This window comes from Oerskovia sp. Root918 (assembly GCF_001428945.1).
Taxonomy (GTDB): Bacteria; Actinomycetota; Actinomycetes; order Actinomycetales; family Cellulomonadaceae; genus Oerskovia; species Oerskovia enterophila.
The window spans coordinates 134,484-159,999 of sequence record NZ_LMJG01000011.1 but is presented as its reverse complement, the minus strand read 5'-3'; the positions used below and the strand labels follow the sequence as shown (position 1 = coordinate 159,999).

Annotated in this window: 21 protein-coding genes and 2 tRNA genes; 7 read left to right on the top strand and 16 right to left on the bottom strand. The window is 72.2% G+C overall.

Annotation, left to right across the window (positions count from 1 at the left end):
* Positions 1-30 precede the first annotated feature (30 nt).
* Complete coding sequence (locus tag ASE27_RS08330; protein ID WP_056648600.1) at positions 31-1,230, bottom strand: Vms1/Ankzf1 family peptidyl-tRNA hydrolase; 1,200 nt, start codon at positions 1,228-1,230, stop codon at positions 31-33.
* Positions 1,231-1,474: 244 nt separating this feature from the next.
* Positions 1,475-1,828, bottom strand: coding sequence for a chorismate mutase (locus ASE27_RS08325; protein WP_056648598.1), 354 nt, complete (start codon positions 1,826-1,828; stop codon positions 1,475-1,477).
* 109 nt (positions 1,829-1,937) lie between these two features.
* Between ASE27_RS08325 and ASE27_RS08320 the strand changes: the two genes are divergently transcribed.
* Positions 1,938-3,758 (top strand): long-chain fatty acid--CoA ligase, encoded by a 1,821-nt coding sequence (locus ASE27_RS08320; protein WP_056648596.1) that lies wholly within the window; start codon positions 1,938-1,940, stop codon positions 3,756-3,758.
* Between the two features lie 79 nt (positions 3,759-3,837).
* Here ASE27_RS08320 and clpX read toward each other — a convergent pair whose 3' ends face one another.
* The 7 genes from clpX to ASE27_RS08285 form a co-directional block, all read right to left on the bottom strand.
* Positions 3,838-5,109: an ATP-dependent Clp protease ATP-binding subunit ClpX gene (gene clpX / locus ASE27_RS08315; protein ID WP_056648595.1), complete on the bottom strand. Its 1,272-nt coding sequence runs from the start codon at positions 5,107-5,109 to the stop codon at positions 3,838-3,840.
* A 148-nt stretch (positions 5,110-5,257) separates the two neighbouring features.
* Positions 5,258-5,977 (bottom strand): ATP-dependent Clp protease proteolytic subunit, encoded by a 720-nt coding sequence (locus tag ASE27_RS08310; protein ID WP_082608699.1) that lies wholly within the window; start codon positions 5,975-5,977, stop codon positions 5,258-5,260.
* Between the two features lie 50 nt (positions 5,978-6,027).
* Entirely contained in the window at positions 6,028-6,654 is a 627-nt protein-coding gene (locus tag ASE27_RS08305; protein ID WP_056648593.1) for an ATP-dependent Clp protease proteolytic subunit, read from the bottom strand.
* 363 nt (positions 6,655-7,017) lie between these two features.
* The gene (gene tig, locus ASE27_RS08300) at positions 7,018-8,406 is read right to left on the bottom strand and encodes a trigger factor (protein WP_056648987.1); all 1,389 of its coding nucleotides are present in this window, start codon (positions 8,404-8,406) and stop codon (positions 7,018-7,020) included.
* Between the two features lie 423 nt (positions 8,407-8,829).
* Complete coding sequence (locus ASE27_RS08295) at positions 8,830-10,914, bottom strand: acyltransferase family protein (RefSeq protein WP_056648591.1); 2,085 nt, start codon at positions 10,912-10,914, stop codon at positions 8,830-8,832.
* A gap of 112 nt (positions 10,915-11,026) precedes the next feature.
* Positions 11,027-12,625: a glycosyltransferase gene (locus ASE27_RS08290; RefSeq protein WP_082608697.1), complete on the bottom strand. Its 1,599-nt coding sequence runs from the start codon at positions 12,623-12,625 to the stop codon at positions 11,027-11,029.
* 443 nt (positions 12,626-13,068) lie between these two features.
* A tRNA-Pro gene (locus ASE27_RS08285) sits at positions 13,069-13,142 on the bottom strand.
* Between the two features lie 245 nt (positions 13,143-13,387).
* Between ASE27_RS08285 and ASE27_RS08280 the strand changes: the two genes are divergently transcribed.
* A tRNA-Gly gene (locus ASE27_RS08280) sits at positions 13,388-13,458 on the top strand.
* 56 nt (positions 13,459-13,514) lie between these two features.
* Here the strand turns inward: ASE27_RS08280 and ASE27_RS20220 are convergent.
* Entirely contained in the window at positions 13,515-13,730 is a 216-nt protein-coding gene (locus tag ASE27_RS20220; RefSeq protein ID WP_157257462.1) for a hypothetical protein, read from the bottom strand.
* 429 nt (positions 13,731-14,159) lie between these two features.
* Here ASE27_RS20220 and cysK point away from each other — a divergent pair, with 429 nt between their 5' ends.
* The 3 genes from cysK (at position 14,160) to ASE27_RS08265 (ending at position 17,023) form a co-directional block, all read left to right on the top strand.
* The gene (cysK, locus tag ASE27_RS08275) at positions 14,160-15,095 is read left to right on the top strand and encodes a cysteine synthase A (protein WP_056648589.1); all 936 of its coding nucleotides are present in this window, start codon (positions 14,160-14,162) and stop codon (positions 15,093-15,095) included.
* Positions 15,095-15,700, top strand: a complete 606-nt coding sequence (epsC, locus tag ASE27_RS08270; RefSeq protein ID WP_056648587.1) for a serine O-acetyltransferase EpsC — start codon at positions 15,095-15,097, stop codon at positions 15,698-15,700. Before cysK ends, epsC begins: the two co-directional genes overlap by 1 nt.
* Positions 15,701-15,982: 282 nt before the next feature.
* Positions 15,983-17,023 (top strand): LLM class F420-dependent oxidoreductase, encoded by a 1,041-nt coding sequence (locus ASE27_RS08265; protein WP_056648585.1) that lies wholly within the window; start codon positions 15,983-15,985, stop codon positions 17,021-17,023.
* A 64-nt stretch (positions 17,024-17,087) separates the two neighbouring features.
* On the opposite strand, the gene ASE27_RS08260 is transcribed toward ASE27_RS08265, so the two are convergent.
* Positions 17,088-17,450, bottom strand: coding sequence for an MGMT family protein (locus ASE27_RS08260; protein ID WP_056648583.1), 363 nt, complete (start codon positions 17,448-17,450; stop codon positions 17,088-17,090).
* Positions 17,451-17,525: 75 nt separating this feature from the next.
* On the opposite strand from ASE27_RS08260, the gene eis reads away from it, so the two are divergent.
* Complete coding sequence (gene eis / locus ASE27_RS08255) at positions 17,526-18,866, top strand: enhanced intracellular survival protein Eis (protein ID WP_056648582.1); 1,341 nt, start codon at positions 17,526-17,528, stop codon at positions 18,864-18,866.
* Between the two features lie 112 nt (positions 18,867-18,978).
* Here eis and ASE27_RS08250 read toward each other — a convergent pair whose 3' ends face one another.
* On the bottom strand, positions 18,979-20,028 hold the full coding sequence (locus ASE27_RS08250) for an Fpg/Nei family DNA glycosylase (RefSeq protein WP_056648580.1): 1,050 nt from the start codon (positions 20,026-20,028) through the stop codon (positions 18,979-18,981).
* Positions 20,029-20,103: 75 nt separating this feature from the next.
* A complete protein-coding gene (locus tag ASE27_RS08245; RefSeq protein WP_056648578.1) occupies positions 20,104-20,562 on the bottom strand; it encodes a ribose-5-phosphate isomerase in 459 nt (152 codons plus the stop codon).
* A gap of 60 nt (positions 20,563-20,622) precedes the next feature.
* On the opposite strand from ASE27_RS08245, the gene ASE27_RS08240 reads away from it, so the two are divergent.
* Complete coding sequence (locus tag ASE27_RS08240; protein ID WP_082608696.1) at positions 20,623-22,677, top strand: M13 family metallopeptidase; 2,055 nt, start codon at positions 20,623-20,625, stop codon at positions 22,675-22,677.
* A 138-nt stretch (positions 22,678-22,815) separates the two neighbouring features.
* Here ASE27_RS08240 and ASE27_RS20870 read toward each other — a convergent pair whose 3' ends face one another.
* The 3 genes from ASE27_RS20870 to ASE27_RS08225 form a co-directional block, all read right to left on the bottom strand.
* Positions 22,816-24,057 carry a hypothetical protein gene (locus tag ASE27_RS20870; RefSeq protein WP_056648573.1) on the bottom strand — a complete coding sequence of 414 codons (1,242 nt, stop codon included), beginning with the start codon at positions 24,055-24,057 and terminating at the stop codon, positions 22,816-22,818.
* Positions 24,058-24,217: 160 nt separating this feature from the next.
* Positions 24,218-24,688, bottom strand: coding sequence for a hypothetical protein (locus tag ASE27_RS08230; RefSeq protein WP_056648571.1), 471 nt, complete (start codon positions 24,686-24,688; stop codon positions 24,218-24,220).
* Positions 24,689-24,792: 104 nt separating this feature from the next.
* The gene (locus ASE27_RS08225; RefSeq protein ID WP_369819001.1) at positions 24,793-25,449 is read right to left on the bottom strand and encodes a disulfide bond formation protein DsbA; all 657 of its coding nucleotides are present in this window, start codon (positions 25,447-25,449) and stop codon (positions 24,793-24,795) included.
* Positions 25,450-25,516 lie beyond the last annotated feature (67 nt).

The following is a 25,516-nucleotide window of genomic DNA, read 5'->3' as shown; positions in this document are numbered from 1 at the left end:
CGGGGCCCTGCGTCGTCCGTCAGACCGAGGTCACACGATCTCTCCCCGGAGCCTCTTGTCGTCGCCCGACATGGTCGCGGCGACCTCGTTGGGCGTCCCGTCGTCGTTCCACCGCAGCGTGGCCCCGACGCCCTCGATGAGGTCGACGCTGCCGTCGGGTGAGAACGTGAGCCCAGCGTCCTGGCCGATCGCCGCGCGGACCAGAGCCACCGTCGCGGGCAGCTCCTCGATCCCCTCGCTCACGCCCAGGTCCGTGATGTCCGAGCGCGCGGAGCCGATGTGCAGCGGGCTCGGCCCGATCCACAGCGTGCGCCCGTCGAGCTCGGTGTCCTGGCCGTACTCGTCGGCCAGGATGAGTTCCTTGACCTGTCCGCGCGACAGGACGGCGACCACGTCCTCGAGCGAGGTCACCGCGGCGGCCTCGCGACCCTGCTCCTGGCGGAACTCCGCGAGCACGGACTCACGGCGCCGCTCGCGGAAGCTCGCGAGCGCGTCCGCGACCTTGGCCTCGAACGCCGCCTCGTTGATGCCGGGCCCGCGACCACCGCCCGCGACCTCGACCACGAGCTCGTCGGTGGCCTTGTTGAGGGCGGCGCGCACGAGCGGGACCGCCCGGACGTCGCCCGTGATGAGGATCAGCTCGGGGCGGTGCTCGAGGACCTGCCGGTCGAGCTCGGTCGCGACGGCCTCGGCGTTGCGGTCCCACGAGTCCTCGGCGCGTGTCTCGATGCGCTTGTGCGAGAGACCACCGGTACGGACCTTGTTGATGACGTCGTGCCCGCCCTCGACGGACTCGGCGTCGCCGTAGGGCAGGTGCCCCCCGGCGACCGACCAGGTGATGTCCGCCCCCTGGCGGTCGACCACGACGCGGACGTAGTCCACGGACTCGTCGGCCGCCCGAGCGGCCTGCAGCAGCGCGGGGACGGGGCCCCAGAGCCCCTTGGTCACGGCGGGCGGGTCCTTCAGCACGCGGTCGACGAGGACCCCCTCCTCGTCGGCGATGAGGACGCGGCCGTGCGGTCCGGGCATCCTCGTGGGCAGGGTGACGGACTCCTCGAGCTCGTCGATGATGCTTGCCGGCGCTCCCGCGTTCGCGAGGGCCCGGCGCACGCCCTTCCACCGGTTCTCGACCTCGCGATCACCCGCCTCGTTGGAACGCGTCGCGTCGAGGTAGACGGTCGCGAAGGGGCCGGGGTGGCCGAGCAGGGGCTTGAGCCAGTCGATCTTCATGCAGGCACCTCTAGACATCCATCGTCGGAGGGACGGTCGGAGGCCGACCGCCCCGATGTCCTCACCAGCCTGGTGCACGGGCACGGCGACCGCCACCGGGGGCGCGGCTTCGTCGCCCGGGACCGGGCAGGGGCTGCGGTCGCGCCCGGGCAGGGGCTGCGGCCACGCCCCCGGTGGCGCGCAGCCGACAGGCGCACCCCGTCCGACTCGTGCCTCAGGACGCCTCAGGAACCTTCACGGAGCCTCAGGAGTACGTGTCGAGCACGGGCGCCTCGCCGTGGTGCGCCTCGGCGATGCTGCGGTGGTGGCGGATGACCTCGCTCACGATGAACTCGCGGAACTGCTCGGCGAACGCCGGGTCGAGTCCCGAGGCCTCGGCGATGCCGGTCAGGCGGTCGATCTGCTGCTGGTCCCTTGCGGGGTCCGCGGGCGGGAGTCCACCCTGGGCCTTGAGCTCGCCCACGCGGCGGGTGAACTTGAAGCGCTCGGCGAGGAGGTGGACCAGCGCAGCGTCGATGTTGTCGATGCTCTGGCGGAGGGTGAGGATCTCGGGGGGCACGGGCGGCACCTGCGTGCCGTCGGCGTGGGGCTCGGTCATCCGTCGATCCTAGGCACCTGCGAGCCCGCCGGAGCACGGCCGGAAGAACATGAGACGCCGAGTACACAGTAAAGTCGGTCCTTGCCCCACCACTCACCGGAGAGTAGACATGACCGAATTCGCGTCGCCGAGCCTCGTCGAGGTACCGGCCACCAGCAGCATCAGCACCCTTCTCACCGACCGCGCGGAGCGGTCCGGTGACGACGCGGTGATCGAGCGACGCCTCACGCAGGGCGGCCCCTGGCAGCCCGTCACGGCCCGCGCCTTCGACGACGAGGTGATCGCGGTCGCCCGCGGCCTGGTCGCGCGCGGTGTCGCCGCGGGAGACCGCGTCGCGATCATGTCGCGCACCCGCTACGAGTGGACGCTGCTCGACTTCGCGATCTGGGCCGCAGGCGCCGTCCCCATCCCGGTCTACGAGACGTCCTCGGCCGACCAGGTCGAGTGGATCCTGTCGGACTCCGAGGTGAGCCTCGTCGTGGTCGAGACGTCCGCGCACGCGCAGGTCGTGGCGAGCGTCCGCGAGCGGCTCCCGCTCCTCCGGGACGTCCTGGTGCTCGACGACGGCGCGGTCGCCGACCTGCAGGCCGCCGGTTCCGCGGTCGAGCGCACCGAGATCGACGCGCGCCGCGCGGCCACGGGCCGCGACGACCTCGCGACCATCATCTACACCTCGGGGGCCACGGGACGCCCCAAGGGTGTCGAGCTCACGCACCTGAACTTCGTGCACCTCGCCCGCAACGGGGTCCAGGGCCTCGGCGAGATCGTCGCGACGCCCGACGCCCGCACGCTCCTGTTCCTGCCCCTGGCGCACGTGTTCGCGCGCTTCATCCAGGTCGTGTGCATCGCGTCGCCCACCGCGGTCCTCGCGCACTCTGCGGACATCAAGCAGCTCGTGCCGGACCTGGGCACGTACAAGCCGACGTTCCTCCTCGCGGTCCCCCGCGTGTTCGAGAAGGTCTACAACGCGGCCGAGCAGAAGGCCGGCGCGGGCGCCAAGCGCCGCATCTTCCACTGGGCCGCGAAGGTCGCCATCACGTACTCGCGCGCCCTGGACAAGCCGTCCGGCCCCTCGGTCGTGCTCAAGGCTCAGCACGCGGTGGCCGACCGACTGGTGTTCGCCACGATGCGCGCCGCGCTGGGCGGCGACCTCACGCACTCGATCTCGGGCGGGGCCCCGCTCGGCGAGCGCCTGGGCCACTTCTTCCGCGGGGTCGGCCTGACGATCCTCGAGGGCTACGGCCTCACCGAGACCACGGCACCGACCGCGGTGAACCTGCCCGGCCTGCTCAAGATCGGCACGGTGGGCCCGGCGTTCCCCGGCACCGCGATCAAGGTCGACCCCGACGGCGAGCTGCTCGTCCGGGGCGACCACGTCTTCCGCGGGTACCACAACCAGCCCGACCTGACCGCCGAGGTGCTCCAGGACGGCTGGTTCCGTACGGGCGACCTCGCCTCGATCGACACGGACGGCTACCTGCGGATCACGGGGCGCAAGAAGGAGATCATCGTGACCGCGGGCGGCAAGAACGTCGCCCCGGCCCAGCTCGAGGACCGCCTGCGCGCCCACCCGCTCGTGAGCCAGGTCGTCGTGGTCGGCGACCAGCGTCCGTTCATCGGCGCCCTGGTCACGCTCGACCCCGAGATGCTCCCGGGGTGGCTCTCGACGCACGGACTGCCGTCCATGGACGTCGCGACCGCCGCCGCGGACCCCACGGTCCTCGCGGCCCTCGACCGCGCCGTGACCCGCGCCAACGAGGCCGTCTCGCGGGCCGAGTCGATCCGCAAGATCCAGGTGCTGACGACCGACTTCACCGAGCACAACGGGTACCTGACCCCGTCGCTCAAGGTCAAGCGCGGACTGGTCCTCAAGGACTTCTCGACCACGATCGACGACCTGTACGGGTCGCAGGTGTCGGTCGAGGCCTGACGACGGTCCCTGCCGCACGACGAAGGGCCCGGACCGTGAGGTCCGGGCCCTTCGTCGTGCGTCAGAAGTGCGGCGCCGGCTAGGCGCTCCGCTCGCGCGGGGCCCGCTTGATCGCCGTGCGCGGGATCAGCGTGGGGTTCACGTTGTCGAGCACGGCCTCGCGCGTGATGACCACGCGCTCGACGTCGTCACGGCTCGGGACGTCGAACATGACCTGCTGGAGGACCTCCTCCATGATCGCGCGCAGCCCGCGGGCACCGGTCCCCCGCAGGAGCGCCTGGTCCGCGATGGCCGCGATCGCGTCGTCCTCGAACTCGAGCTCGACCCCGTCGATCTGGAACATGCGCTGGTACTGCTTGACCAGAGCGTTGCGCGGCTCGGTCAGGATGCGTACCAGGGCGTCGGTGTCGAGCTTGGCGACCGACGTGATGATGGGCAGACGACCGATGAACTCGGGGATGAGCCCGTACTTCTGCAGGTCCTCGGGGCGCACCTCGGCGAAGAGGTCCGCTTCCTCGTGCGTGTCCATGGGGGCACCGAAGCCCACGCCGCGCTTGCGCGAGCGGGTCGCGACGATCTCGTCGAGCCCGGCGAACGCGCCGGCCACGATGAACAGGACGTTCGTCGTGTCGATCTGGATGAACTCCTGGTGCGGGTGCTTGCGCCCACCCTGGGGCGGCACCGACGCCGTGGTGCCCTCGATGATCTTCAGCAGGGCCTGCTGGACGCCCTCTCCCGACACGTCACGGGTGATCGAGGGGTTCTCCGACTTGCGGGCGACCTTGTCGACCTCGTCGATGTAGATGATGCCCGTCTCGGCCTTCTTGACGTCGTAGTCGGCGGCCTGGATGAGCTTGAGGAGGATGTTCTCCACGTCCTCGCCGACGTAGCCGGCCTCGGTGAGCGCCGTGGCGTCCGCGATCGCGAACGGCACGTTGAGCATCTTCGCGAGCGTCTGGGCGAGGTAGGTCTTGCCGGTCCCCGTGGGACCGATCAGCAGGATGTTGGACTTGGCGATCTCCACCTGGGAGTCGTCCGACGGGCGGGCCGTCTCGCCTGCCTGGATCCGCTTGTAGTGGTTGTACACGGCGACGGCCAGCGCTCGCTTGGCGGCGTCCTGGCCGATGATGTACTGCTCGAGGAAGTCGAAGATCTCGCGCGGCTTGGGGAGCTCCACGAGCCCCAGCTCGGCCGCTTCCGACAGCTCTTCCTCGATGATCTCGTTGCAGAGCTCGATGCACTCGTCGCAGATGTACACGCCGGGACCCGCGATGAGCTTCTTGACCTGCTTCTGGGACTTACCGCAGAAGGAACACTTCAGCAGGTCCGCACCATCTCCGATCCGAGCCACTACGAGCCTCCTAGCCTCGGTCTTGCTGCTCCGCCGGTGTCGATGACCCGGTGGTCCGGACGGCACCTGCCGACCTACACCCCATTGCACACCACCGGGGGCCCGTTGTCAGCCGGGCACCCCGGTGGGTCGGGAGGAATTGTCCCGATCAGGGCTTGTTCTGGATGACCGGCTTGCGGCTCTCCAGGACCTGGTCGACCAGGCCGTACTCCAGGGCCTGCTTGGCCGTGAGGATCTTGTCGCGCTCGATGTCCTCGCGGACCTGCTCGACGTCACGACCCGAGTGCATGGCCAGGGTGTCCTCGAGCCACTCGCGCATGCGGATGAGCTCGTTCGCGTGGATCTCGATGTCCGAGGCCTGCGCGTAGCCGCCGCCCTCCATCGCGGGCTGGTGGATCAGCACGCGGGCGTTGGGGAGCGCGAGGCGCTTGCCGGGCTGGCCCGCCGCGAGCAGCACCGCGGCGGCCGAGGCGGCCTGCCCCAGGCACACGGTCTGGATCTGCGGCTTGATGTACTGCATGGTGTCGTATAGCGCCGTCATGGCCGTGAACGAGCCGCCGGGCGAGTTGATGTACAGGATGATGTCGCGGTCCGGGTCCTGGCTCTCCAGGACCAGGAGCTGCGCCATGACGTCGTCCGCCGAGGCGTCGTCGACCTGGACACCCAGGAAGATGATGCGGTCCTCGAACAGCTTGGTGTAGGGGTCCTGGCGCTTGAAGCCGTAGGCCGTGCGCTCCTCGAACTGCGGGAGCACGTAGCGCGAGGACGGTGCGCCGTGCGGGAGCGCGATGCCGCCGCCTGCGCCGGCGCCCGCGAGGCGCTGAGCGGTCGAGATGTACTGCGATTCCTGGCTGGCTGAGTAGCTCAAGGTGTCTCCTCGGGTGGGGTCGTGGACGTGTGGGCGGGTTGTCGGCGAGCTCAGCTGCTCGTCGTGCCGCCGCCACCCGTGACCGACGAAGCGTTCGTCACGACGTGGTCGATGAAGCCGTACTCGAGGGCCTCGGGAGCCGTGAACCAGCTGTCGCGGTCGTTGTCCTTGAGGATCTTCTCGAGGGGCTGGCCCGTCTGCTCGGCCGTCAGCTCCGAGAGGACCTTCTTCATGTGCATGATGAGCTGCGCGTTGATGCGCACGTCGGTCGCCGTGCCGCCGATGCCGCCCGAGGGCTGGTGCATCATGACGCGGGCGTGGGGCGTCGCGTAGCGCTTGCCCTTGGTGCCCGAGGAGAGCAGGAACTGCCCCATCGAGGCCGCCATGCCCATCGCGATGGTCGCGACGTCGGGCTGGATGTACTGCATGGTGTCGTAGATCGCCATGCCTGCCGTGATCGACCCGCCGGGCGAGTTGATGTAGAGCCAGATGTCCTTCTCAGGGTCCTCGGCCGCGAGCAGCATCATCTGGGCGCAGATGGCGTTCGCGTTCTCGTCGCGCACCTCCGAGCCCAGCCAGATGATGCGCTCCTTGAGCAGCCGGTTGTAGATGGAGTCGTTCAGGCCGAGTCCCGGCCCCTCGGCTCGTGCCACCGGAAACTGATCGCTCACGTCCATCTCCTTCGTCGTTCCCTCGTCGCTCGCGACGCTCGAACGTCGCGGCTGGTCGGCTCGTCCGTCGTCGACGGAGTCACCGTTGCTGTGACCCTAACGCGGGCAGGGAGCGGAAACCGTCCCGATATCCGGGGTTTTCGCTGTCGGCGCAGGAAGGGCTCCCCCGCTGCCCGACGGCGCCGCTCACCAGACGTTCCCGGGCCCGTTCGGGGACCCTCGCCCAGGCGACCCCGCGGGTCTCGCCGGACACGGGAGCGGGCCCTCCTCCCCGTGCCGTCGCCGACCCGACCATGCGCGACGGCCCCCACCTCCGCGCGGAGGTGGGGGCCGTCGTCGGGCAGCTCGTCGAGCCGCTCCTCGGGGAGATCAGGCCTTGTCGGCTGCTGCCTCGTCCTCGGAGACGACCTCGATGCCCTCTTCGTCGGTGATGCCGGTGACGTCCTCGCCCGCAGCGGCGGCCGCGGCGTCAGCAGCAGCGTCCTCTTCGTCCGAGCCGATGAACTCGCTCAGGTCCACGACGTTGCCCTCGGAGTCCTTGACCTCGACCTGGCGCAGTGCCACGGCGAGCGACTTGGAGCGCGCGACCTCGCCGACCATGGCGGGGATCTGGCCGCCCTGGTCGAGCGACTGGATGAACTCGTTCGGGTCCATGCCGTACTGGCGCGAGGCGTTGACGAGGTAGTCCAGGAGCTCGTTCTGGGCGACCTTGATCTTCAGCTGCTCGGCGAGCGTGTCGAGGAGGATCTGGTTCTTGAGCGCGTTGGTGGCGTCGACCACGACCTCGGCACGGTGCGCGTCGTCCTCGAGACGACCCTCGGACTCGAGGTGGCGGTGCACCTCGGCCTCGACCGCGCCCTGGGGCACAGGGATCTCGGTGTTCTCGACGAGGTGCTTGACGAGAGCGTCACGCGCCTCGACGGCCTGGTTCGAGGTCTTGATGCTCGCGACCTGCTCGCGCAGGTCCGCCTTGAGCTCCTCGATCGTGTCGAACTCGGACGCGAGCTCGGCGAACTCGTCGTCGGCCTCGGGGAGGTCACGCTGCTTGACCGAGGTGGCCGTGACGGTGACCTCGGACTCCTTGCCCTCGTGGTCGCCGCCCGCGAGCGGCGCCTTGAAGGTCGTGGTCTCGCCGGCCGAGAGGCCCGTGAGCGCCTCGTCGAGGCCCTCGAGCATGTTGCCCGAGCCGATCTGGTAGCTGATGCCGGAGACCGAGTCGATCTCCTCGTCGCCGATGACGGCCTTGAGGTCGATGACGACGAAGTCGCCCTCGGCTGCGGGGCGGTCGACGCCGACCAGCGTGCCGAAACGCTCGCGCAGCGCGTCGAGGCGCTCCGCGATGTCGTCGGCGGAGACCTCGGCGGCCTCGACCGTGAGCTTCACAGAGTCGAGCGCGGGGATCTCGATCTCCGGGCGGACCTCGACCGTGGCCGTGAAGTGCAGCGAGCCCTCGGCGTCGAGCGGCACCTCGGTGACCTCGACGTCGGGCTGGCCGAGCGGGCGGATGCCCGACTCGTTGACGGCCTGGCGGTAGAAGCCGGAGAGGCCGTCGTTGATGGCGTGCTCGAGCACGGCAGCACGACCGACGCGCTGGTCGATGATGCGCGCGGGGATCTTGCCCTTGCGGAAACCGGGGACGTTCACCTGCTCCGCGATGTGCTTGTAGGCGTGGTCGATGCTCGGCTTGAGCTCGTCGTACTCCACCTCGACGGTCAACTTGACCTTGGTGGGGTCCAGGGTCTCGACGGCGCTCTTCACTTCGATGATCTCCAACTGATCGGGGAGCCGACGTGCGGCAACGGGGTGCGTGCATGTCCCGCCGGTTGCAGCGGGACCTGTTCGAACGTTCATCGATCGGGGCAGGCGCTGGCGCCTGGTCGATCGCGTCGCCTCGAGCGGTGCGGGCAGGAGCCTCGAAGGGCTCCGACCGGAAGGGCGCACGGACAACCCGTCCATGGTACGCCACACCTCGTGGGCGTCGGTTCGCCGGAAGCAGGGGCGGTGGCGGTGGCGCGGGTGCGGGCACCGGTGCCGGCGCCGGCGCCCGCATCGAGCCCTCCCGGCACACCAGGCCCAGCCCGGGAGGACCGACGGGGCGACGGAGCCGGGCTGGGGAGGCCCCCGGCCCGGCTCCTGCGCTCCCGGCCGCGCCCTCGCGCGGTCCCCCGGCTCCCCGGCCGGTCAGCCCCCGAGCGCCGACGTCGCGAGCAGCGCGCGCTCGAGCTCGGGACGCAGCACGCCGGCGGCCGTGGCCGTCAGGTGGCTGCCGTCGCGGTAGAGGAGCAGCCCGCCGAGCACGGCCGGGCATCGCTCGGTCGAGCAGAGGACCCCGGAGACGTCGACGGCCTCGACCCCGGGCAGGTCGCCCAGCGCGACGTCGACCAGCAGCGGGTCGGGCGGCAGTCCTTCGGCCCGGGCGAACGCGCACTCGTCCCAGTCGTCGATCGCCCCGGAGACGCAGCTCGGGACGTCGAAGACGGGCGTCGGGGTGTCTCGCAGGTACACGACGGGCACGTCGTGCTCGGCGAACCGGTCGAACGTCGAACGCCAGGCGTCGAGCCGCAGGTCGGCCGCCTGCTCGTCAAGGAAGTACGCGGCGCTCGACCCCAGGATCACCACGTCGGCGTGCGCGGCGATCCGGGCGACCTGCGCGTCGCGCCAGCTCTCGCAGTGCTGCGACTCCTCGAGCAGAGCCTGCGGCAGCGCAGAGGGCGTGCAGCCTCCCTTGGTCACGATCGTCAGGTGCCAGCCCTGGTCCAGGGCGATGTCACGCAGCGCCCCGCTCCACTGGAACGCCTTCGAGTCGCCGAACAGCACGACCTCGGGCCCGCCGGGCGGTCCGACGACGCACTCGTCCGGCCAGTCGGTCGCGCTCAGGCTCAGCGAGCCCAGGCACGGCGTCTCGGCGGGCGGGGCGTCGAGCGCCGCGCGCGTGAGCCCTGGCGACACCGGTCCCCCGGTGCGTGCGAGCGAGGCAGGATCGAAGATCTCGTCGAGCGCGACGTCCGCCGCCGCGACGTCCTCGTCCGCGAGCGCCCCGTAGACCGCCGACCCGGCGCCCAGGCTCGCGGTCAGTGCCAGCACGACCCCGGTGAACCCCACCGAATAGCTCGCCGAGGGCCGGAGCACCACGGCCGGGGAGTGCCGGAGCGGGGCCTCGACGCACCGGAGCACGAGCCACGCGAGGCCGCCCGCGCCGAGGGTCAGGACCACGCGCTGGGGCCATCCGAGCGGCCCCCACGCGGCGTCGGCGAGGACGAGCACCGGCCAGTGCACGAGGTACCAGGCGAACGAGAGCCGCCCGACGAACCGCACGGGCGGCGTCGCCAGCACGTGCCCCACGGTCCCGGGAACCACCCGGACGTCCGCCGGCGCGGCGAGGATCGCGACCGTCCCGAGGGTCGGCAGGAGCGCTGCCATCCCGGGGAACGCCGTGGCCTCGTCGTAGACGACGGCCGACCACCCGATCGCCGCGCACCCGGCCCAACCGACCAGCGTCCACGTCGCGCGCCGGAGCCCCCGGCGACCACGCGCCGGGGCGAGGCTCGCGTGCGAGAGCGGTGCGGCGCCGTCGGGCCTGCCGAGCAGCGCCGCCGCCAGGAGGCCTCCCACCCCGAACTGCCACGCCCGCGTGAGCGGCGACATGTAGGCGACCGCAGGGTCGCTCGCGGTCAGGACCAGCGAGACGACGAACGAGGCGACCGTGGCCACCACGAGCACCCACACCGCGGCGGGCAGGGGGCGACGACGCGTGCGCGCCGCGAGGACCCCCGTCAGCGCGAGCAGCAGCGGGAGCACGACGTAGAACTGCTCCTCGACCGCGAGGGACCAGTAGTGCAGCACGGGGCTGGGAGCCGACGCGGCCGCCATGTAGTCGGTCTCCTGCGCGATGAACCGCAGGTTGGCGACCTGCAGCGCGCTCGCGAGGACGTCGATCATGGTGTCGCGCGCTCGCAGCGGAGGGAGCACCCACCAGGCCGCGACGGCCGTGCCGACGAGCACCACGCACGCCGCGGGCAGGATGCGGCGCGCGCGGCCCGCGAAGAACGCGTGCAGGCCGATCCGTCCCGAGGACGTCAGCTCGCGCAGCAGGAGCCCCGTGATGAGGAAGCCCGAGACGACGAAGAAGAGGTCGACGCCCACGTAGCCCCCGGGCACGCCCGGGACGCTCGCGTGGAACAGCAGGACGAGCACGACGGCGAGCCCCCGCAGCCCCTCGACGTCGCCGCGGAACCCGGGCCGGTCACGCCCGGTCCGCGCGCTCACAAGGCCCCGATCATGGGGTCGAAGACGCCCGACGCGAGGAGCCCCACGAACGCGATCGCCGTCGTGAGCGCCGTGACGGCGGGCCAGCGGAGACCGCCTCCGGAGCGCGCGCTCACGCTCGGGCCCCTGCGGGCTCGGCCACGACGGGAACGCGCGAACCGCCGGCAGGAGCGCTCGGCCCCGCAGCAGACCGGCTCGGACCCCGCGGCGCCAGGACACGCAGGCCGGCCACGACGAGAGGGACCGTGACGTACGCGTAGAACCCCGCGAGCACGACCATGGCCCAGTACCGGTCCAGGCCGTGGGCCGCGGCCCCGAGCACCACGCCGACACCCCAGGCGAGGGTCCCGAGGCCGAGCGTGACGACCATGACCCGCGCGATCGTGCGGGCGAGCACGCTCGACGAGCCCTTGCCGCCCGTCGGGACCCAGCCTGCGCTGCGTCCGACGAGCGCGTGCCCGAGCACCACGAGGTGGCTGAAGCTCTGGGCGAGCTGGACCCGCAGCACCTCTGGCCGCCACCTGGTGCGGTGGACCGCCGGGTAGAGCACGAGCAGGACCCACAGGCTCGGGAGGAAGACCAGGAAGCTCGTCGGGCTGACCTGCTCCGGGAACCAGAAGCACATGACGATCGCAGGGACGTACAGGTTGAGCGCGAACAGGGCCGTCTCGGAGTAGTAGACGAAGCCGGCCCAGACGGCGAGCCGCTGCCGACGGTCCAGCCCCGCCGTGGCCTCGCGTCCGTCCGCGACCAGGGCCACCGAGCCGTTGGCCCACCGGTACTGCTGGGTGAGGAACGGCGCGAGCTCGTCGGGGCACAGGCCGCGGGCGAGGCGCACGGGGACGAACCGGGTCACGAACCCGGTGCGCAGCAGGGCGATGCCCGTGTACATGTCCTCGCTGTGGTCGATCTCCGGGAATCCCCCGACCGTGTCGAGGGACGAGCGCCGGTAGAGCGCGTTGGTCCCGCAGCACACGGTCGCGCCGTAGCGGTCGCGCGAGGGCTGGACCCAGCGGTAGAAGATCTCCTGCGTCGCGCCCGCGGTGCGCTGCAGCCACCCCATGCACTCGTCGGTGTCGAAGTCCTGCGGGCTCTGGACGATGCCCACGGTCGGGTCGTCGAGGTACGGGACCAGGTGGTGCAGGAAGTCGGTGCGGGGGCAGAAGTCGGCGTCGAAGATCACGATCACCTCCCCCGTCGTGACGCGGTAGGCCGACCGGAGGTTCCCGGCCTTCTTGAGGTGGCCGCGGTCCGGGCGCACCCGGTAGCGGAAGCCGTGGCGGGCCGCGAGCGCCTCGACCTCGGGGTCGGCCCCGTCGTCGAGGACCCACACCTCGACCTCGCCGGGCCAGTCGAGCCGGGCGACGTGCCCGAAGGTGTTGTCCAGGACCCGGACGTCCTCCCCGCACACGGGCAGGTAGACGTCGATGCTCGGGTGGGTCGACGGCGTCCACCCGGCGACCTTCTGCTCGTGCGAGGCACGCGTGACCCGGCCGCGCGCCGTCCCGGTCAGCAGCCACAGCGTGATGCTCACGAGGGTCAGCCCGACGGTCAGGTAGAGACCCCACAGCCACGGCGAGCGCGCCGCGAACAGGCACACAGCGACGAGGATCGGGAGCGTGGCGACGATCCCCACGGGCTGCACCCAGCGCTGGAGCCGTTCGAGGTCCTGGTAGACGTCGTCGTCGTCCGGCGGGGACGGGAGGAGCATCCCGCTCGTCGTGGGCGGGGCGCCCGGCGTGACGGCGGCCTGGTCGCTCGACCGGGCACGTCCCGACGACGGGGCGTCCGCCGGTTCGAGCGGGCGCCCCGACCGGTCGTGGGTCGCCGGTGGGCGACCGGTGAGGAGCGGGGCAGGTCTTTGTCCGCGCAGGGCTGTCACAGGAGTTCTCCGCTTCGATACCAGGTGCGCCCGAGGGCGCGGATGGCTCGCCGCGGCGACGTTGACTCGGCGGCAACCGGTCACGACGACCGATATGGAAGGAACGCTAACGATCTATTGCCACCCTAAGCGGGCGAAGTGCTCAAAACGGCCTGCGCATCTCATCCCATAAGACAGATTCGCCTGATCTGTCAGGTTCCTGCCAGCGCGACCCTGCCCGCGGGACGACGAAGGCCCCTGCTCCGTGGGCGGAACAGGGGCCTTCGTGCTCGTCGGGGTGACAGGATTTGAACCTGCGACCTTCCGCTCCCAAAGCGGACGCGCTACCAACCTGCGCCACACCCCGATGGAGACGTCACCCGGAGGCGACGGGCGGCGGCGAGACGCAGCTCCCCTCGGGAAGACGCACCGCTCCACCACCAGCAACGGCCAAGTGTACGGGTCCTCGCGCACGTGCGATGCCACGTTCCGCCTCACCTGACCCGCGCCCGCACGGGGCAGGTCCCGCACGGGCGCCCCGGGTGCGACGACCCTGCCGGACCTTTGCTAAGGTAGCGCCGCAGACCTCGCCACCACGGCGGTCTCTTCTGCGCGGATGTAGCTCAATGGTAGAGCCTCAGTCTTCCAAACTGATCACGCGGGTTCGATTCCCGTCATCCGCTCCGCACCACGACGGCGGCCCTGGATCCCAGGGCCGCCGTCGTCGTCCCACGACCGTCTACTGGTGCCGCATGGCTGCGGCCAGCTGGTCCTCCGGATCGATCAGGTGACCGTGATCGTCGTCACCCAGGTCGATCTGCGCCCAGTGGATCGTCCCCGAGAACTCCCCGCGCGACGGCACACGGACGTTCCCGACGACAGGTGCGAGCCCGGCACCTCGCGACGGGAAGGAAAGCCCGCCCGACGGCGTCGGCGCCTGCGTGCGACGACCCACGCGTCTTCCCCCGCGAGCCGTGCCAACCGACTTCACCCGCGAGGGGTCCGGTCGGGGATGAGACACCGTTGCAGCCCGGTGCAGGGGCCGATAGCCTCGGGCCAGGCACCATGACTCCGCAGGGCACCTCGCCGACCACGGCGCGGGCAGCGACTGCGGGCAAGGACGAGACAGGACGAGGAGAGCGATCATGACCACGCGTCACGCCGGCTCCTCCCCCGCGGTGAGCACCCCCGCGCGCGCCCTGTCCTGTTGTCCGTGCCCCACCTGTCGCTAGAGCGTCCCCTCCCCCGGGAGACGCTCCACCCGACGACAGGCCCCGTGGCGCGTCCCCTGCCCCGTCGCAGCCCCGTGCCACCCCAGGCAGCTCCCGCTGATCCCCCTCGGTCCCGGCTCTCGCCGCAGGCCACCAACGATGAAGAGGAAGTCATGGCACGCATCTACGACGACGTCACGAAGCTCGTCGGCAACACGCCCCTCGTCCGCCTGAACAAGCTCACCGAGGGCCTCGGCGCCACGGTCGTGGGCAAGCTCGAGTTCTACAACCCCGCGAACTCGGTCAAGGACCGCATCGGCGTCGCGATCATCGACGCGGCCGAGGCCTCGGGCGAGCTCAAGCCGGGTGGCACCGTCGTCGAGGCGACCTCGGGCAACACGGGCATCGCCCTGGCCATGGTCGGCGCGGCACGCGGCTACGACATCGTCCTGACGATGCCCGAGACCATGTCCAAGGAGCGTCGCGCGCTGCTGCGCGCGTTCGGCGCCGAGCTCATCCTGACGCCGGGCTCCGAGGGCATGAAGGGCGCGGTCAACAAGGCCGACGAGATCGTGGCCGAGCGCGAGGGCGCCATCCTGGCCCGCCAGTTCGCCAACGAGGCCAACCCCGCGATCCACCGTGCCACGACGGCCGAGGAGATCTGGGCCGACACGGACGGCGAGGTCGACATCGTGGTCGCCGGCATCGGCACCGGTGGCACCATCACCGGGGTCGGTCAGGTCCTCAAGGAGCGCAAGCCGAGCGTCCAGATCGTCGCGGTCGAGCCCGAGGAGTCCGCGATCCTCAACGGCGGCGCCCCCGGCCCGCACAAGATCCAGGGCATCGGCGCGAACTTCGTGCCCGAGATCCTCGACACGAGCGTCTACGACGAGGTCATCGACATCAACGCCGAGACCGCGGTCGAGTACGCGCGTCGCGCCGCCAAGGAGGAGGGCCTGCTCGTGGGCATCTCGTCCGGCGCCGCGATCGCGGCCGCCCTGCGACTCGCGGAGCGTCCGGAGAACGCCGGCAAGCTCATCGTCGTGATCATCCCGTCGTTCGGCGAGCGCTACCTGACCTCCGTGCTGTACGCCGACCTGCTGGACTGATGAGACCTCCCAGTCCCCTGCGACGCTTCCTGAGAGTCCTCAGGGAGGACCTCGAGGCCGCTCGGCACCGCGATCCCGCGGCGCGGAACGGCTTCGAGGTCGCGCTCATCTACCCGGGCCTGCACGCGGTGTGGGCGTACCGCCTCACGCACCGCATGTGGCGCGAGCCCGCTCTGCGCCTGCCCGCCCGGATCATCGCCCAGGTCGCTCGGGCGGCGACCGGCGTGGAGATCCACCCGGGAGCCAAGATCGGGCGCCGCCTGTTCATCGACCACGGCATGGGCGTGGTCATCGGTGAGACGGCGGTCGTGGGGGACGACGTGCTGCTCTTCCACGGGTCGACCCTCGGCGGGCGCTCGATGAAGCGCGGCAAGCGGCACCCGACCCTGGGCGACCGCGTGGTCGTGGGGGCCGGCGCCAAGATCCTCGGTCCGGTCTGGGTCGGCGACGACGTCCAGGTCGGCGCCAACGCCGTGGTCGTCAAGGACGTGCCCGCGGGGTCGGTGGCCGTGGGGGTCCCGGCCCGCAACCGCGTCCCGGAGCCGGTCGTCTCGCCCGCCGAGCCGGCCGAGGACCCGTCGCTGCTCATCGAGTACGTGATCTGACGACCGACGGCCATCAGGCCGAGCACAGGAGGGGCGGCGCCACGCGCGCCGCCCCTCCTGTGCTGTCCGGGGCGACGGGCCACGCTGCCGCCTCGCCTCCGGGCGCTCCCGGCCAGACCACGACCCTCCGCAGGCCGACCGCCGTGGCGGGTACCCGGCGTCGGGCACGGTAGATTGAGCCGCGGTTCCTAGGACTCCCGGTTCTGGGAACCTCGCTCGACGCACGTCGAGCCCGCGGACCCGTCCGCACCTCAGCGCCGAGGAACACACGAGGAGAACGCCATGCGCATCGGCATCCACACCGGCTACTGGTCCGCCGGACCCCCGCCCGGCATCCAGGAGGCGATCGTCGCCGCGGACCGCCTGGGCGTCGACTCGATCTGGACCGCCGAGGCCTACGGCTCGGACGCCTTCACGCCGCTCGCGTGGTGGGGCTCGCACACCTCGCGCATCCGGCTCGGGACCGCGGTCGCGCAGATGTCCGCCCGCACCCCCACCGCGACCGCGATGGCCGCACTGACGCTCGACCACCTCTCGGGCGGGCGTGCGATCCTCGGGCTCGGCGTCTCGGGCCCGCAGGTCGTCGAGGGCTGGTACGGCCAGCCCTACCCGCGTCCCCTGGCCCGCACGCGCGAGTACGTCGAGATCGTGCGCGACGTGATCTCACGCCAGGGCCCCGTCACCTACGACGGCCAGTTCTACCAGCTGCCCCTGACCGGCGAGGGCACCACGGGGCTCGGCAAGGCGCTGCGCTCGACCGTGCACCCGCTGCGCCCCGAGATCCCCATCCACCTCGCGGCCGAGGGCCCCAAGAACATCTCGCTCGCGGCCGAGATCGCCGACGGCTGGCTGCCCCTGTTCTACAGCCCGCGCATGGACCCCCTGTTCCGCGGCCTGCTCGACGAGGGCTTCGCCCGACGCTCGGACGAGCGCTCCCCCGCCGCCGGCTTCGAGGTCTCGGCCACCGTCCCGGTCGTGGTGGCCGACGACGTCGAGCAGGCCGCCGACAAGGTGCGCCCCTTCATCGCGCTCTACGTGGGCGGCATGGGCGCCAAGGGCGCGAACTTCCACCGCGACGCGCTCGACCGCCTCGGCTACTCGGACGCGTGCGACGAGATCCAGGCGCACTACCTCGCGGGCCGCAAGGCCGAGGCCGTCGCGGCCGTCCCGACCGCCCTGGTCGAGGACGTCGCGCTCGTAGGGCCCGAGGCCAAGATCGCCCACGACCTCGAGGCGTGGCGCCGCACCGCGGTCACGACCCTCCTGGTCCAGGGGGACCCGACGGCGGTGCGCACCGTCGCGGGGCTGCTCGCCCGGGCCTAGGTCCCGCCGATCGCGGAGCCCCGTGCGCGGTACGCCAGGCGTCGCTCGCACGGGGCTCCGGGACTCAGGAAGGCTGCTCGGGAAACCAGACCGCCCTGCGCAGGTCGACGCGCTCGCCGCTCGGCCGCAGGGGACACCCCTCGGCCCGCAGGTTCGCGAGCGCGGTCGTCAGGTGATGGGCCGGTGGGGATCCCGCAGCGTTGACCACGCGCCACCACGGCAGGTCCGCATCGCCGGGGCCGTCGCCGTCGGAGCGCGCGAGCACCTGGCCCACCTGGCGCGGGCCACCCCGGCCCAGGGACTCCGCGACGATCTCCGCGACGAGGCCGTACGTCATGGCCCGCCCGCTCGGGATCACCGCGACGAGAGCGAGCACCGCGTCCGCATACTCCTGGCGGGCGTCGGCAGGGTCGGTTGCGTGGTCCACCGGGCGAGCGTACCCGGCGCTTCCCCCCGACAATTCCCCTGGCACGCTCGCCCCGCACGCCCTGATGATGAGGGCATGACCACCCCCTCCCGCCGTCCCCTGCCCGCCGGCTACCGCATCGCGCCGCTCACCGGGGCCGACAAGCGCGCGCTCCTCGACGTGGACACGTGGGCCTTCCCCTCCGAGGTCGACCTCGACGAGCAGGTCGACCTCCCGCTGCCCCTGACCTGGTCGCGGACGTTCGGCGTGGTGAGCGAGCACCAGGACGCCGACGCCGTCCCGCTCGACGGCGCGGTCCCGACCGTGAGCGAGCTCGCGGCCATGCACTCCTCGTACCCGTTCTCCCAGTTCCCGGTGCCGGGCGGGACGCTTCCGGTGAGCGGCCTGACCTGGGTGGGCGTGCATCCGCAGCACCGTCGCCGGGGCATCCTCAGCGCCATGATCGACGTCCACTTCGAGCAGGCCAGGGCCGCGGGCGAGCCGGTCTCGGCACTCTTCGCGGCCGAGGCCCCGATCTACGGACGCTTCGGCTACGGGCAGGCCGCGCAGGACCTGCGCCTGACCATCCCCCGGGGTGCAGCCCTGCGCGACGTCGCGGGCGCCGACGAGCACACGGTCCGCATCGAGAAGGCCGACCGCGCGCGGCACGGGGAGCTCGTCGACACCCTGCACCGCGCTGCCGGGGCCGACCCGGGCGGTCACGGCACGGGGATCAACCGGCCCGGCTGGGTCACGCGCGAGACGCCCGAGCTGCAGGAGTCGTGGTGGTCGGACCCGGCCGTGTTCCGCCGGGGCCGCGAGTCCGAGCGCATCGTGGTCGTCGAGCGCGACGGCGAGCCCCGCGGCTACGCGACCTTCCGCCGCAAGGTCGCGTGGGAGACCACGGGCCCGCGCGGCACGGTCAGCACGGGCGAGGTCGTCGCGCTCGACGCCGCTGCCGCCCGGGCCCTGTGGGGCGTGCTGACGGACCTCGACCTCACGAGCGAGATCGAGCCGTTCATGATCCCGGTCGACGACGCCATCACCCACCTCCTGGTCAACCCGCGCGCCGCGGCCGGGCGCGTGGCCGACAACCTGTGGGTCCGTGTGCTCGACGTCCCCGTGGCCCTCGCCGGACGCCGGTACGCCGGGGACGTCGACGTCGTCCTGCACGTGAGCGACGAGCGCGTCCCGGACAACTCGGGCCACTGGCGGCTGCGCGCCACGGCGTTCGGCGAGGCGGCGTGCGAGCGCACCGACGACCCGGCCGACCTGTCGCTCGACGTGCGCGAGCTGGGCTCGGTGTTCCTGGGCGGAGTCTCGCTCGCCGCGCTCGCGACGGCCGGGCTCGTCACCGAGCACCGGCCGGGCACGCTGGGAGCCGCCGCCGCGGCGTTCGGGTGGCCCGTGGCGCCCGTGTCGAGCTGGGTGTTCTGACCGACCCCACGTCGAGTGCATGGTTCGGCTGCGACACGCCGGGCGTGTCGCAGCCGAACCATGCACTCGACGGCCAGGAGAGGACCGGCTCAGCGGTCGGCGAGGCCTCGGGTCACCGCTGGCACGTCGGGCACCAGTAGAGCTTGCGGCCCGCGAGGTCCTTCATGAGCACGGGCGTGCCGCACACCCGGCAGGGCAGCCCGTCGCGGTGGTAGACGTAGAACGCCTGGTCGGCGGGCACCACCCCGGCCGATCCGTCGGTGTTCTGGCGCACCTGCTGACGAGGGGCCCCGGGACCAGGAGCTGGGCGCGGGTGCGTGGCGCCGTCGGGCAGGCGGTCCTCCGGGCGGGTGGTGACGATCGCGCCCGTCGCGGCCCCCTCACGCATGAGGACGACCAGGTCCTCCCAGATCGCCCGCAGCGTCTCGGCGGGCACGTCGCGGCCCGCGGCGAGCGGGTCGAGACCCGCGCGGAAGAGCGCCTCGGCGCGGTAGATGTTGCCCACCCCCGCGACGACGTCCTGGTTCATGAGGAGCTGCCCCACGCTCGTGCGCGAGCGTCGCACGGCCGCCACGAAGCGGTCGGGGCCGCCCGCGGGGGGCGGGTCGTCGCGGATCGGGTCGGGTCCGAGCCGCGCCTCGACCGCGCGCACCTCGTCGGCGGACACGACCTCGCACGCCGTGGGACCGGTCAGGTCCGCGACCGCGTGGTCGCCGACCAGCCGCGCGCGCACGGCCCCGCGGGGCGGCGGAGGGGTCCACCCGTCCTCGCCCGGTGAGGCGAGCGACGCGAGCGGACCGGCGGGGATCGAGTCGCGCTCGCCGATGCGCTTGCGGGGCGCACCGATCGCGTGCACGACGGCGGAGCTCCCGTCCCCCGCGAACGTCCAGGCCCCGTAGAGGCCCAGGTGGACGCGGAGCCAGCGCAGCTCGTCGTCGGGCGGGACAGTGGGCGCACCGCCCGGACCCGGGTGTGCGGACGCGTCGGCGAAGCCCAGGAAGAGCTGCTTGCCCCAGGCGCGCGAGGCGACCAGACGTGATCCGTCGAGCAGCGCCGCGCCCGCCTCGAACCGGCCCTGCGGGCTCGAGACCGCCAGGACCTGGCCCGCGAAGAGCTCGCCGAACGTCCGCGCGAGGCGGTGGACGGTGTGGCCCTCAGGCACGGGTCGCGCCGTACACCCCGCGCACGCGGGAAGTCGCCGACAGCCCGCGCACGCCGGCCACGGAGAAGTCGGACCTCACGCCTGGTGGCGCGAAGCCTCGTAGGCGGCCAGCTGGTCGATGCGACGCTGGTGGCGCGCGTCGCCGCTGAACGGCTCGGCGAGGAACGCGTCGATGAACGACGTGGCCTCCTCGACCGTGTGCTGGCGCCCGCCGACCGAGATGACGTTGGCGTCGTTGTGCTGACGGGCCAGCTTCGCGGTGTCGAGGTTCCAGGCCAGGGCGGCGCGCACGCCGTCGACCTTGTTGGCGGCGATCTGCTCGCCGTTGCCCGAGCCGCCGATCACGACGCCGAGGCTCCCGGGCTCCGCGACGACGGCCTCGCCGGCCGCGATGCAGAACGACGGGTAGTCGTCGAGGGCGTCGTACTCGTGGGCGCCGTGGTCCACGACGTCGTGGCCCGAGCTCTTGAGGTGCGTGACGAGGTGAGCCTTGAGCTCGTACCCCGCGTGGTCCGCTGCAATGTGAACGCGCATGGCCCCCATCATCCCCGATGGACGCCCCGGATGCGTTCGCGCTCGCATAACCTGAGACGCATGACACAGACCACACCACACGTCGCGGGTCGCACGGCGGGCGCCGCCGGCACTGCGCGAACGGTGACCTCCGGCATCGACCTGTCCGCGATCGACCCGGCCGTCCGCCCGCAGGACGACCTGTACCGGCACGTCAACGGCAGGTGGATCGACTCGCACGAGATCCCGGCCGACCGCTCGATGGACGGCTCGTTCCGCGCGCTGCACGACCAGGCCGAGGAGCACGTGCGCGAGATCATCAAGGATGCCGCGGCCGCGGTCGAGGCGGGCGACGCCACGGGCGTCCAGGCCCAGATCGGTGCGCTCTTCGCGAGCTTCATGGACACCGGCACGATCGAGGCGCGCGGCGTGACCCCGCTCGCCCCGGACCTCGCGCTGCTCGCGGCCGCGACGACCCAGGCCGAGCTGACGGGCGCGCTCGGCGCGCTCCAGCGCACGGGCGGGGCCGGCGCGTTCGGGTTCTGGGTCGACAACGACGCCAAGGACCCCGAGCAGTACGTCGCGTACCTGTACCAGGGCGGCCTGGGCCTGCCCGACGAGGCGTACTACCACGAGGAGCAGTACGCCGAGGTGCGCGCCAAGTACGTCCCGCACGTCGCGCGCATGCTGACGCTCGCGGGCGTCACCGCGGACACGTGGGGCGCGACGCCCCAGGAGGCCGCCGAGCGCGTGCTCGCGCTCGAGACGCAGCTCGCAGCCCACCACTGGGACGTGGTGCGCGACCGCGACGCCGACCTCACATACAACCCCATGACGCTGGGTGCCCTCGCCGGGTCCGCGCCGGGCTTCGACTGGCACGCGTGGGTCCTGGCCCTGGGGGCGCCCGAGGGGTCGCTCGACCACCTCGTGGTCCGCGAGCCGGGCTTCGCGACCGGGTTCGCCGAGCTGTGGCAGTCGGTGCCGCTCGAGGACTGGAAGCTGTGGGCCGTCTACCACCTGGTCTCGGCGCGCGCACCGTACCTCACGGACGAGCTGGTCGAGGCGAACTTCGACTTCTACGGCCGTACGCTCTCCGGGGCGCAGGAGGTCCGCGAGCGCTGGAAGCGCGGCGTCTCGCTCGTCGAGGGCGCGCTGGGCGAGGCCGTGGGTGCGGTGTACGTCGAGCGGCACTTCCCGCCGGCCCACAAGGCCCGCATGGAGGAGCTGGTCGCCTACCTCGTCGCGGCCTACCGCGAGTCGATCCTGGGGCTCGACTGGATGACGGAGGAGACCAAGGTCAAGGCGCTCGCGAAGCTCGAGGCCTTCACGCCCAAGATCGGGTACCCGGTCAAGTGGCGCGACTACTCGGCCCTCGTGGTCGAGGCCGACGACCTGCTGGGCAACGTGCGCCGCTCGAACGCGTTCGACCAGGACCGCGAGCTCGGCAAGATCGGCAAGCCGCTCGACCGCGACGAGTGGTTCATGACCCCGCAGACGGTCAACGCGTACTACAACCCGGGCATGAACGAGATCGTCTTCCCGGCCGCGATCCTCCAGCCTCCGTTCTTCGACCCCGAGGCCGAGGACGCGGTCAACTACGGCGGGATCGGGGCCGTGATCGGCCACGAGATCGGCCACGGTTTCGACGACCAGGGCTCCAAGTACGACGGCGACGGCCGCCTCGAGGACTGGTGGACGCCCGAGGACCGGGCCGAGTTCGAGATCCGCACCAAGGCGCTCATCGCCCAGTACGACGCGTTCCGCCCGGTCCAGCTGCCCGCGGACGGCCCGCACGTCAACGGCGCGCTGACGATCGGCGAGAACATCGGCGACCTGGGCGGGCTGTCGATCGCGCTCAAGGCGTACCGCATCGCGCTGGGCCGGCCGTTGTCGGAGGCGCCCGTGATCGACGGCCTCACGGGCATCGAGCGCGTGTTCCTCGGCTGGGCCCAGGTGTGGCAGTCGAAGGGCCGTGACGAGGAGGTCGTGCGCCGTCTCGCGACGGACCCGCACTCGCCCAACGAGTTCCGCTGCAACGGCGTGGTCCGCAACGTGGACGAGTTCTACGAGGCGTACGGCGTGACGGAGTCCGACGCGCTGTACCTCGCCCCGGAGGAGCGCGTCCGCATCTGGTGACCTCCCCTGACGGGCGCTGCCCCGGTCCCCGTCGGGGGACCGGGGCAGCGTGCGTCGCGGTGCCGGGGCGTGCGCCGCGGCTGCTCCGGCCCGACGGCGCCGCTCGCCCGGGTGCGTCACGCACCCGGGCGGTTGGCGTCAGAAGGAGGACAGCCCGGCCTTGGCCACGTTGAACCCCTTGCCGGTCTCGCTGTCCGTGCAGCGCATGCCGGTCTTGGAGCTCGTGCACGTGTAGGTCCCGACCGTCTTGGTCTGGTCGTACTCGAGCACGGCCACGTCGTCGCCGGCCTTCTGCGGCTGGGCGGCGGCCGGGACGCACGGGATGTCGACCCCGTCTGCGGTGAGGGTCACGAGGTAGCCCGTGGTGCCCTTGCACCCCTCGACGGGTGCGGGCTGCGACGCGAGCTCGGCGATCCCGCACGAGATGCCCTGGTCACCGATCGTGCAGGTGATGTTCTTGCTGGGCGTCGTGACGGTCTCGCCCGTGACCGCGACCGGGGCGTCCTCGGCCGGGGCCTCGGGGGTCGCCGCGGGCGCCTCTGCGACCGTGCCCTGCCCCTCGGGCGTCGCCGGGTCCTCGCCGCCGCCCGCCAGGCTGATCGCGAACGCGATGACGATCGCGACGAGGACGACGTCGACCGCGATGAACGCGATCCAGCCAGGGCTGAGCCGACGGCCACCACCCGAGCCGCCGCCCTTCCCCGGGCCCTTCGGCCGTGCCGGGGGCTGCGCGGGTCCTGCCGGCTGCGCCTGCTCGGCGTAGGTCGGCTGGTAGGGCTGCGCGGCCGGCTGAGGTGCGTACGCCTGTTGCTGGGGAGCCGCCTGCTGCGGCTGGTAGGCGACCTGGGCCTGGTAGGCGGCCTGCTGGGCGGCTTGGCCCGAGCCTGGGGCGAACGCGGGCGGGGGCGGCTGGTACGCGGGCTGCTGCTCGTAGACCGGCTGGGCCGCGGGGGCGACGGGCTGCGCGGGCTGGTACGCCGTCGCCTGCTGGTCCTGGCCGTAGCCCGGCTGGGCCGGCGGCTGCTGGTAGGCCGGCGGCTGCGCAGCGGACACGGGCGCCTGGTAGGCCGTCGCCTGACCGTCGCCGTACGACGGCTGCGCGGGCTGGTACGCCGTGGCCTGCTGGTCCTGGCCATAGCCGGGCTGGGCCGGCGGCTGCTGGTAGGCCGGCGGCTGCGCAGCGGGCACGGGCGCCTGGTAGGCCGTCGCCTGACCGTCGCCGTACGACGGTTGTGCGGGCTGGTACGCCGTGGCCTGCTGGTCGGGCGACGGAGGGTTCGGGTACGTCACGGGCTGCTGCGCCGCCGGCTGGAAGGCCGGCGGGCGCTGGGCAGGCTCGGAGTGCGGGGGCGGCGGAGGCACGGGGGCGTTGCCGGACATCACAGCTCCTCAGGGGACTGGACCCCGCAGTTTCGGGGCAGAAGTACGCAGCATGGCACGACGATCCTGCGTCGGTCGAACCGCACCCCTGTCCGATGAGTCCCCTATGCACCCCATGCGAGGTCGGCGTTCCGGACTCCTGTCCCCTGCTCGGGGCGGGTCAGCGCACCTGCTCGTGAACGTGGACCCCGGTCCCAGGCCGCCAGGTCTCGGTCCGGACGCTCTCGCCGTCGACAGTCGTCAGCGCGACGCGTGCGAGGTCGATCCAGAACAGCCGGAAGGACTCGCCTGGGCCCTCCGCCCCGGCCGCCCCGATGCGGAGCGCGTCGTCGGCCGAGGAACCGCGGGCGGTGCCGTCGATCTTCACGTCCCCGCTGGTCATCGACCCGTCGCCCGGGTTGGAGTGCAGCACGAACCGCGGGTCGAGCCGCAGGTCCATCGATTTGCCCGAGCGCGACGCCGAGCCGATCCACGCCTCGTCCCCGGCGAAGCCGACCTCGGTGCCGCTGACCCGGGGCGAGCCGGTGAGCGTCCGCGTCGCGAGGACGTGCTGCGAGGTCGCCTCGAAGCGGGCGCGCACCCGCGCGGCGAGATCGGGGGCGTCGTCGACGAACTGCTTCCAGGAGGCCATGCCGCGATCCTTCCACGTCGGCCGAGGCGCCCGCCCCGACCGAGCAACGACGACGGCGCGCCTCCGGCCCGGGCCGGGGACGCGCCGTCGGGCGGGAGGGTCCGTCAGTCGAAGACCGGGCCCTGCGTGCGCGTGCGCTTGAGCTCGAAGAAGCCGGGCGTCGAGGCGACCAGGACGACCCCGTCCCACAGTCGTCCAGCGTCCTCGCCCTTGGGCGCGGGAGTCACGACCGGACCGAAGAACGCGACGTCGCCGAACGCGACGACGGGCGTCCCCACGTCCTCGCCCACGCGCGAGATGCCCTCGGCGTGCGAGGCGCGCAGCTCGGCGTCGTAGCGGTCGCTCGTCGCGTGCTCGGCGAGCGACGCAGGGAGGCCGACCTCGGCGAGCGCCTCGGCGATCACCGCGTCGAAGTCGCTGCGCCCATCGGGGTGCAGGCGCGTGCCGATCGCGTCGTAGAGCGGCTTGACGACCTCGTCGCCGTGCTCCTGCTGCGCCGCGATCACGACACGGACCGGACCCCAGCCGCGCTCCATGAGGTCCCGGTACTTCTCGGGCAGCTCGCGACCCTCGTTGAGGACCGACAGGCTCATGACGTGCCAGCGCACGCTCACGTCGCGGACCGTGGAGACCTCGTCCATCCACCGGCTCGTCATCCACGCCCAGGGACACAGGGGGTCGAACCAGAAGTCGGCGGTACGCACGGGGGCGTCGGTCTCGCGCAGGTCGTCAGCGATGTCCGACGTCGTCACAGCAGTCACGTGGTCAGGTCTCCTCGGTGGGTCGAAGGTCTCGCGAGGGCAGGACGTACCTGCTCCCCGAGCACTC

Bases quoted from the DNA above. Each gene is read 5' to 3' on its own strand.
- ASE27_RS08265 (WP_056648585.1), top strand. From the start codon at position 15,983: ATGCGCATCGGCATCCACACCGGCTACTGGTCCGCCGGACCCCCGCCC.
- ASE27_RS20870 (WP_056648573.1), bottom strand. From the start codon at position 24,057: ATGTCCGGCAACGCCCCCGTGCCTCCGCCGCCCCCGCACTCCGAGCCT.
- eis (WP_056648582.1), top strand. From the start codon at position 17,526: ATGACCACCCCCTCCCGCCGTCCCCTGCCCGCCGGCTACCGCATCGCG.
- ASE27_RS08290 (WP_082608697.1), bottom strand. From the start codon at position 12,625: ATGCTCCTCCCGTCCCCGCCGGACGACGACGACGTCTACCAGGACCTC.
- ASE27_RS08245 (WP_056648578.1), bottom strand. From the start codon at position 20,562: ATGCGCGTTCACATTGCAGCGGACCACGCGGGGTACGAGCTCAAGGCT.
- cysK (WP_056648589.1), top strand. From the start codon at position 14,160: ATGGCACGCATCTACGACGACGTCACGAAGCTCGTCGGCAACACGCCC.
- ASE27_RS08320 (WP_056648596.1), top strand. From the start codon at position 1,938: ATGACCGAATTCGCGTCGCCGAGCCTCGTCGAGGTACCGGCCACCAGC.
- ASE27_RS08330 (WP_056648600.1), bottom strand. From the start codon at position 1,230: ATGAAGATCGACTGGCTCAAGCCCCTGCTCGGCCACCCCGGCCCCTTC.
- epsC (WP_056648587.1), top strand. From the start codon at position 15,095: ATGAGACCTCCCAGTCCCCTGCGACGCTTCCTGAGAGTCCTCAGGGAG.
- ASE27_RS08240 (WP_082608696.1), top strand. From the start codon at position 20,623: ATGACACAGACCACACCACACGTCGCGGGTCGCACGGCGGGCGCCGCC.
- ASE27_RS08230 (WP_056648571.1), bottom strand. From the start codon at position 24,688: ATGGCCTCCTGGAAGCAGTTCGTCGACGACGCCCCCGATCTCGCCGCG.
- ASE27_RS08305 (WP_056648593.1), bottom strand. From the start codon at position 6,654: ATGGACGTGAGCGATCAGTTTCCGGTGGCACGAGCCGAGGGGCCGGGA.
- ASE27_RS08325 (WP_056648598.1), bottom strand. From the start codon at position 1,828: ATGACCGAGCCCCACGCCGACGGCACGCAGGTGCCGCCCGTGCCCCCC.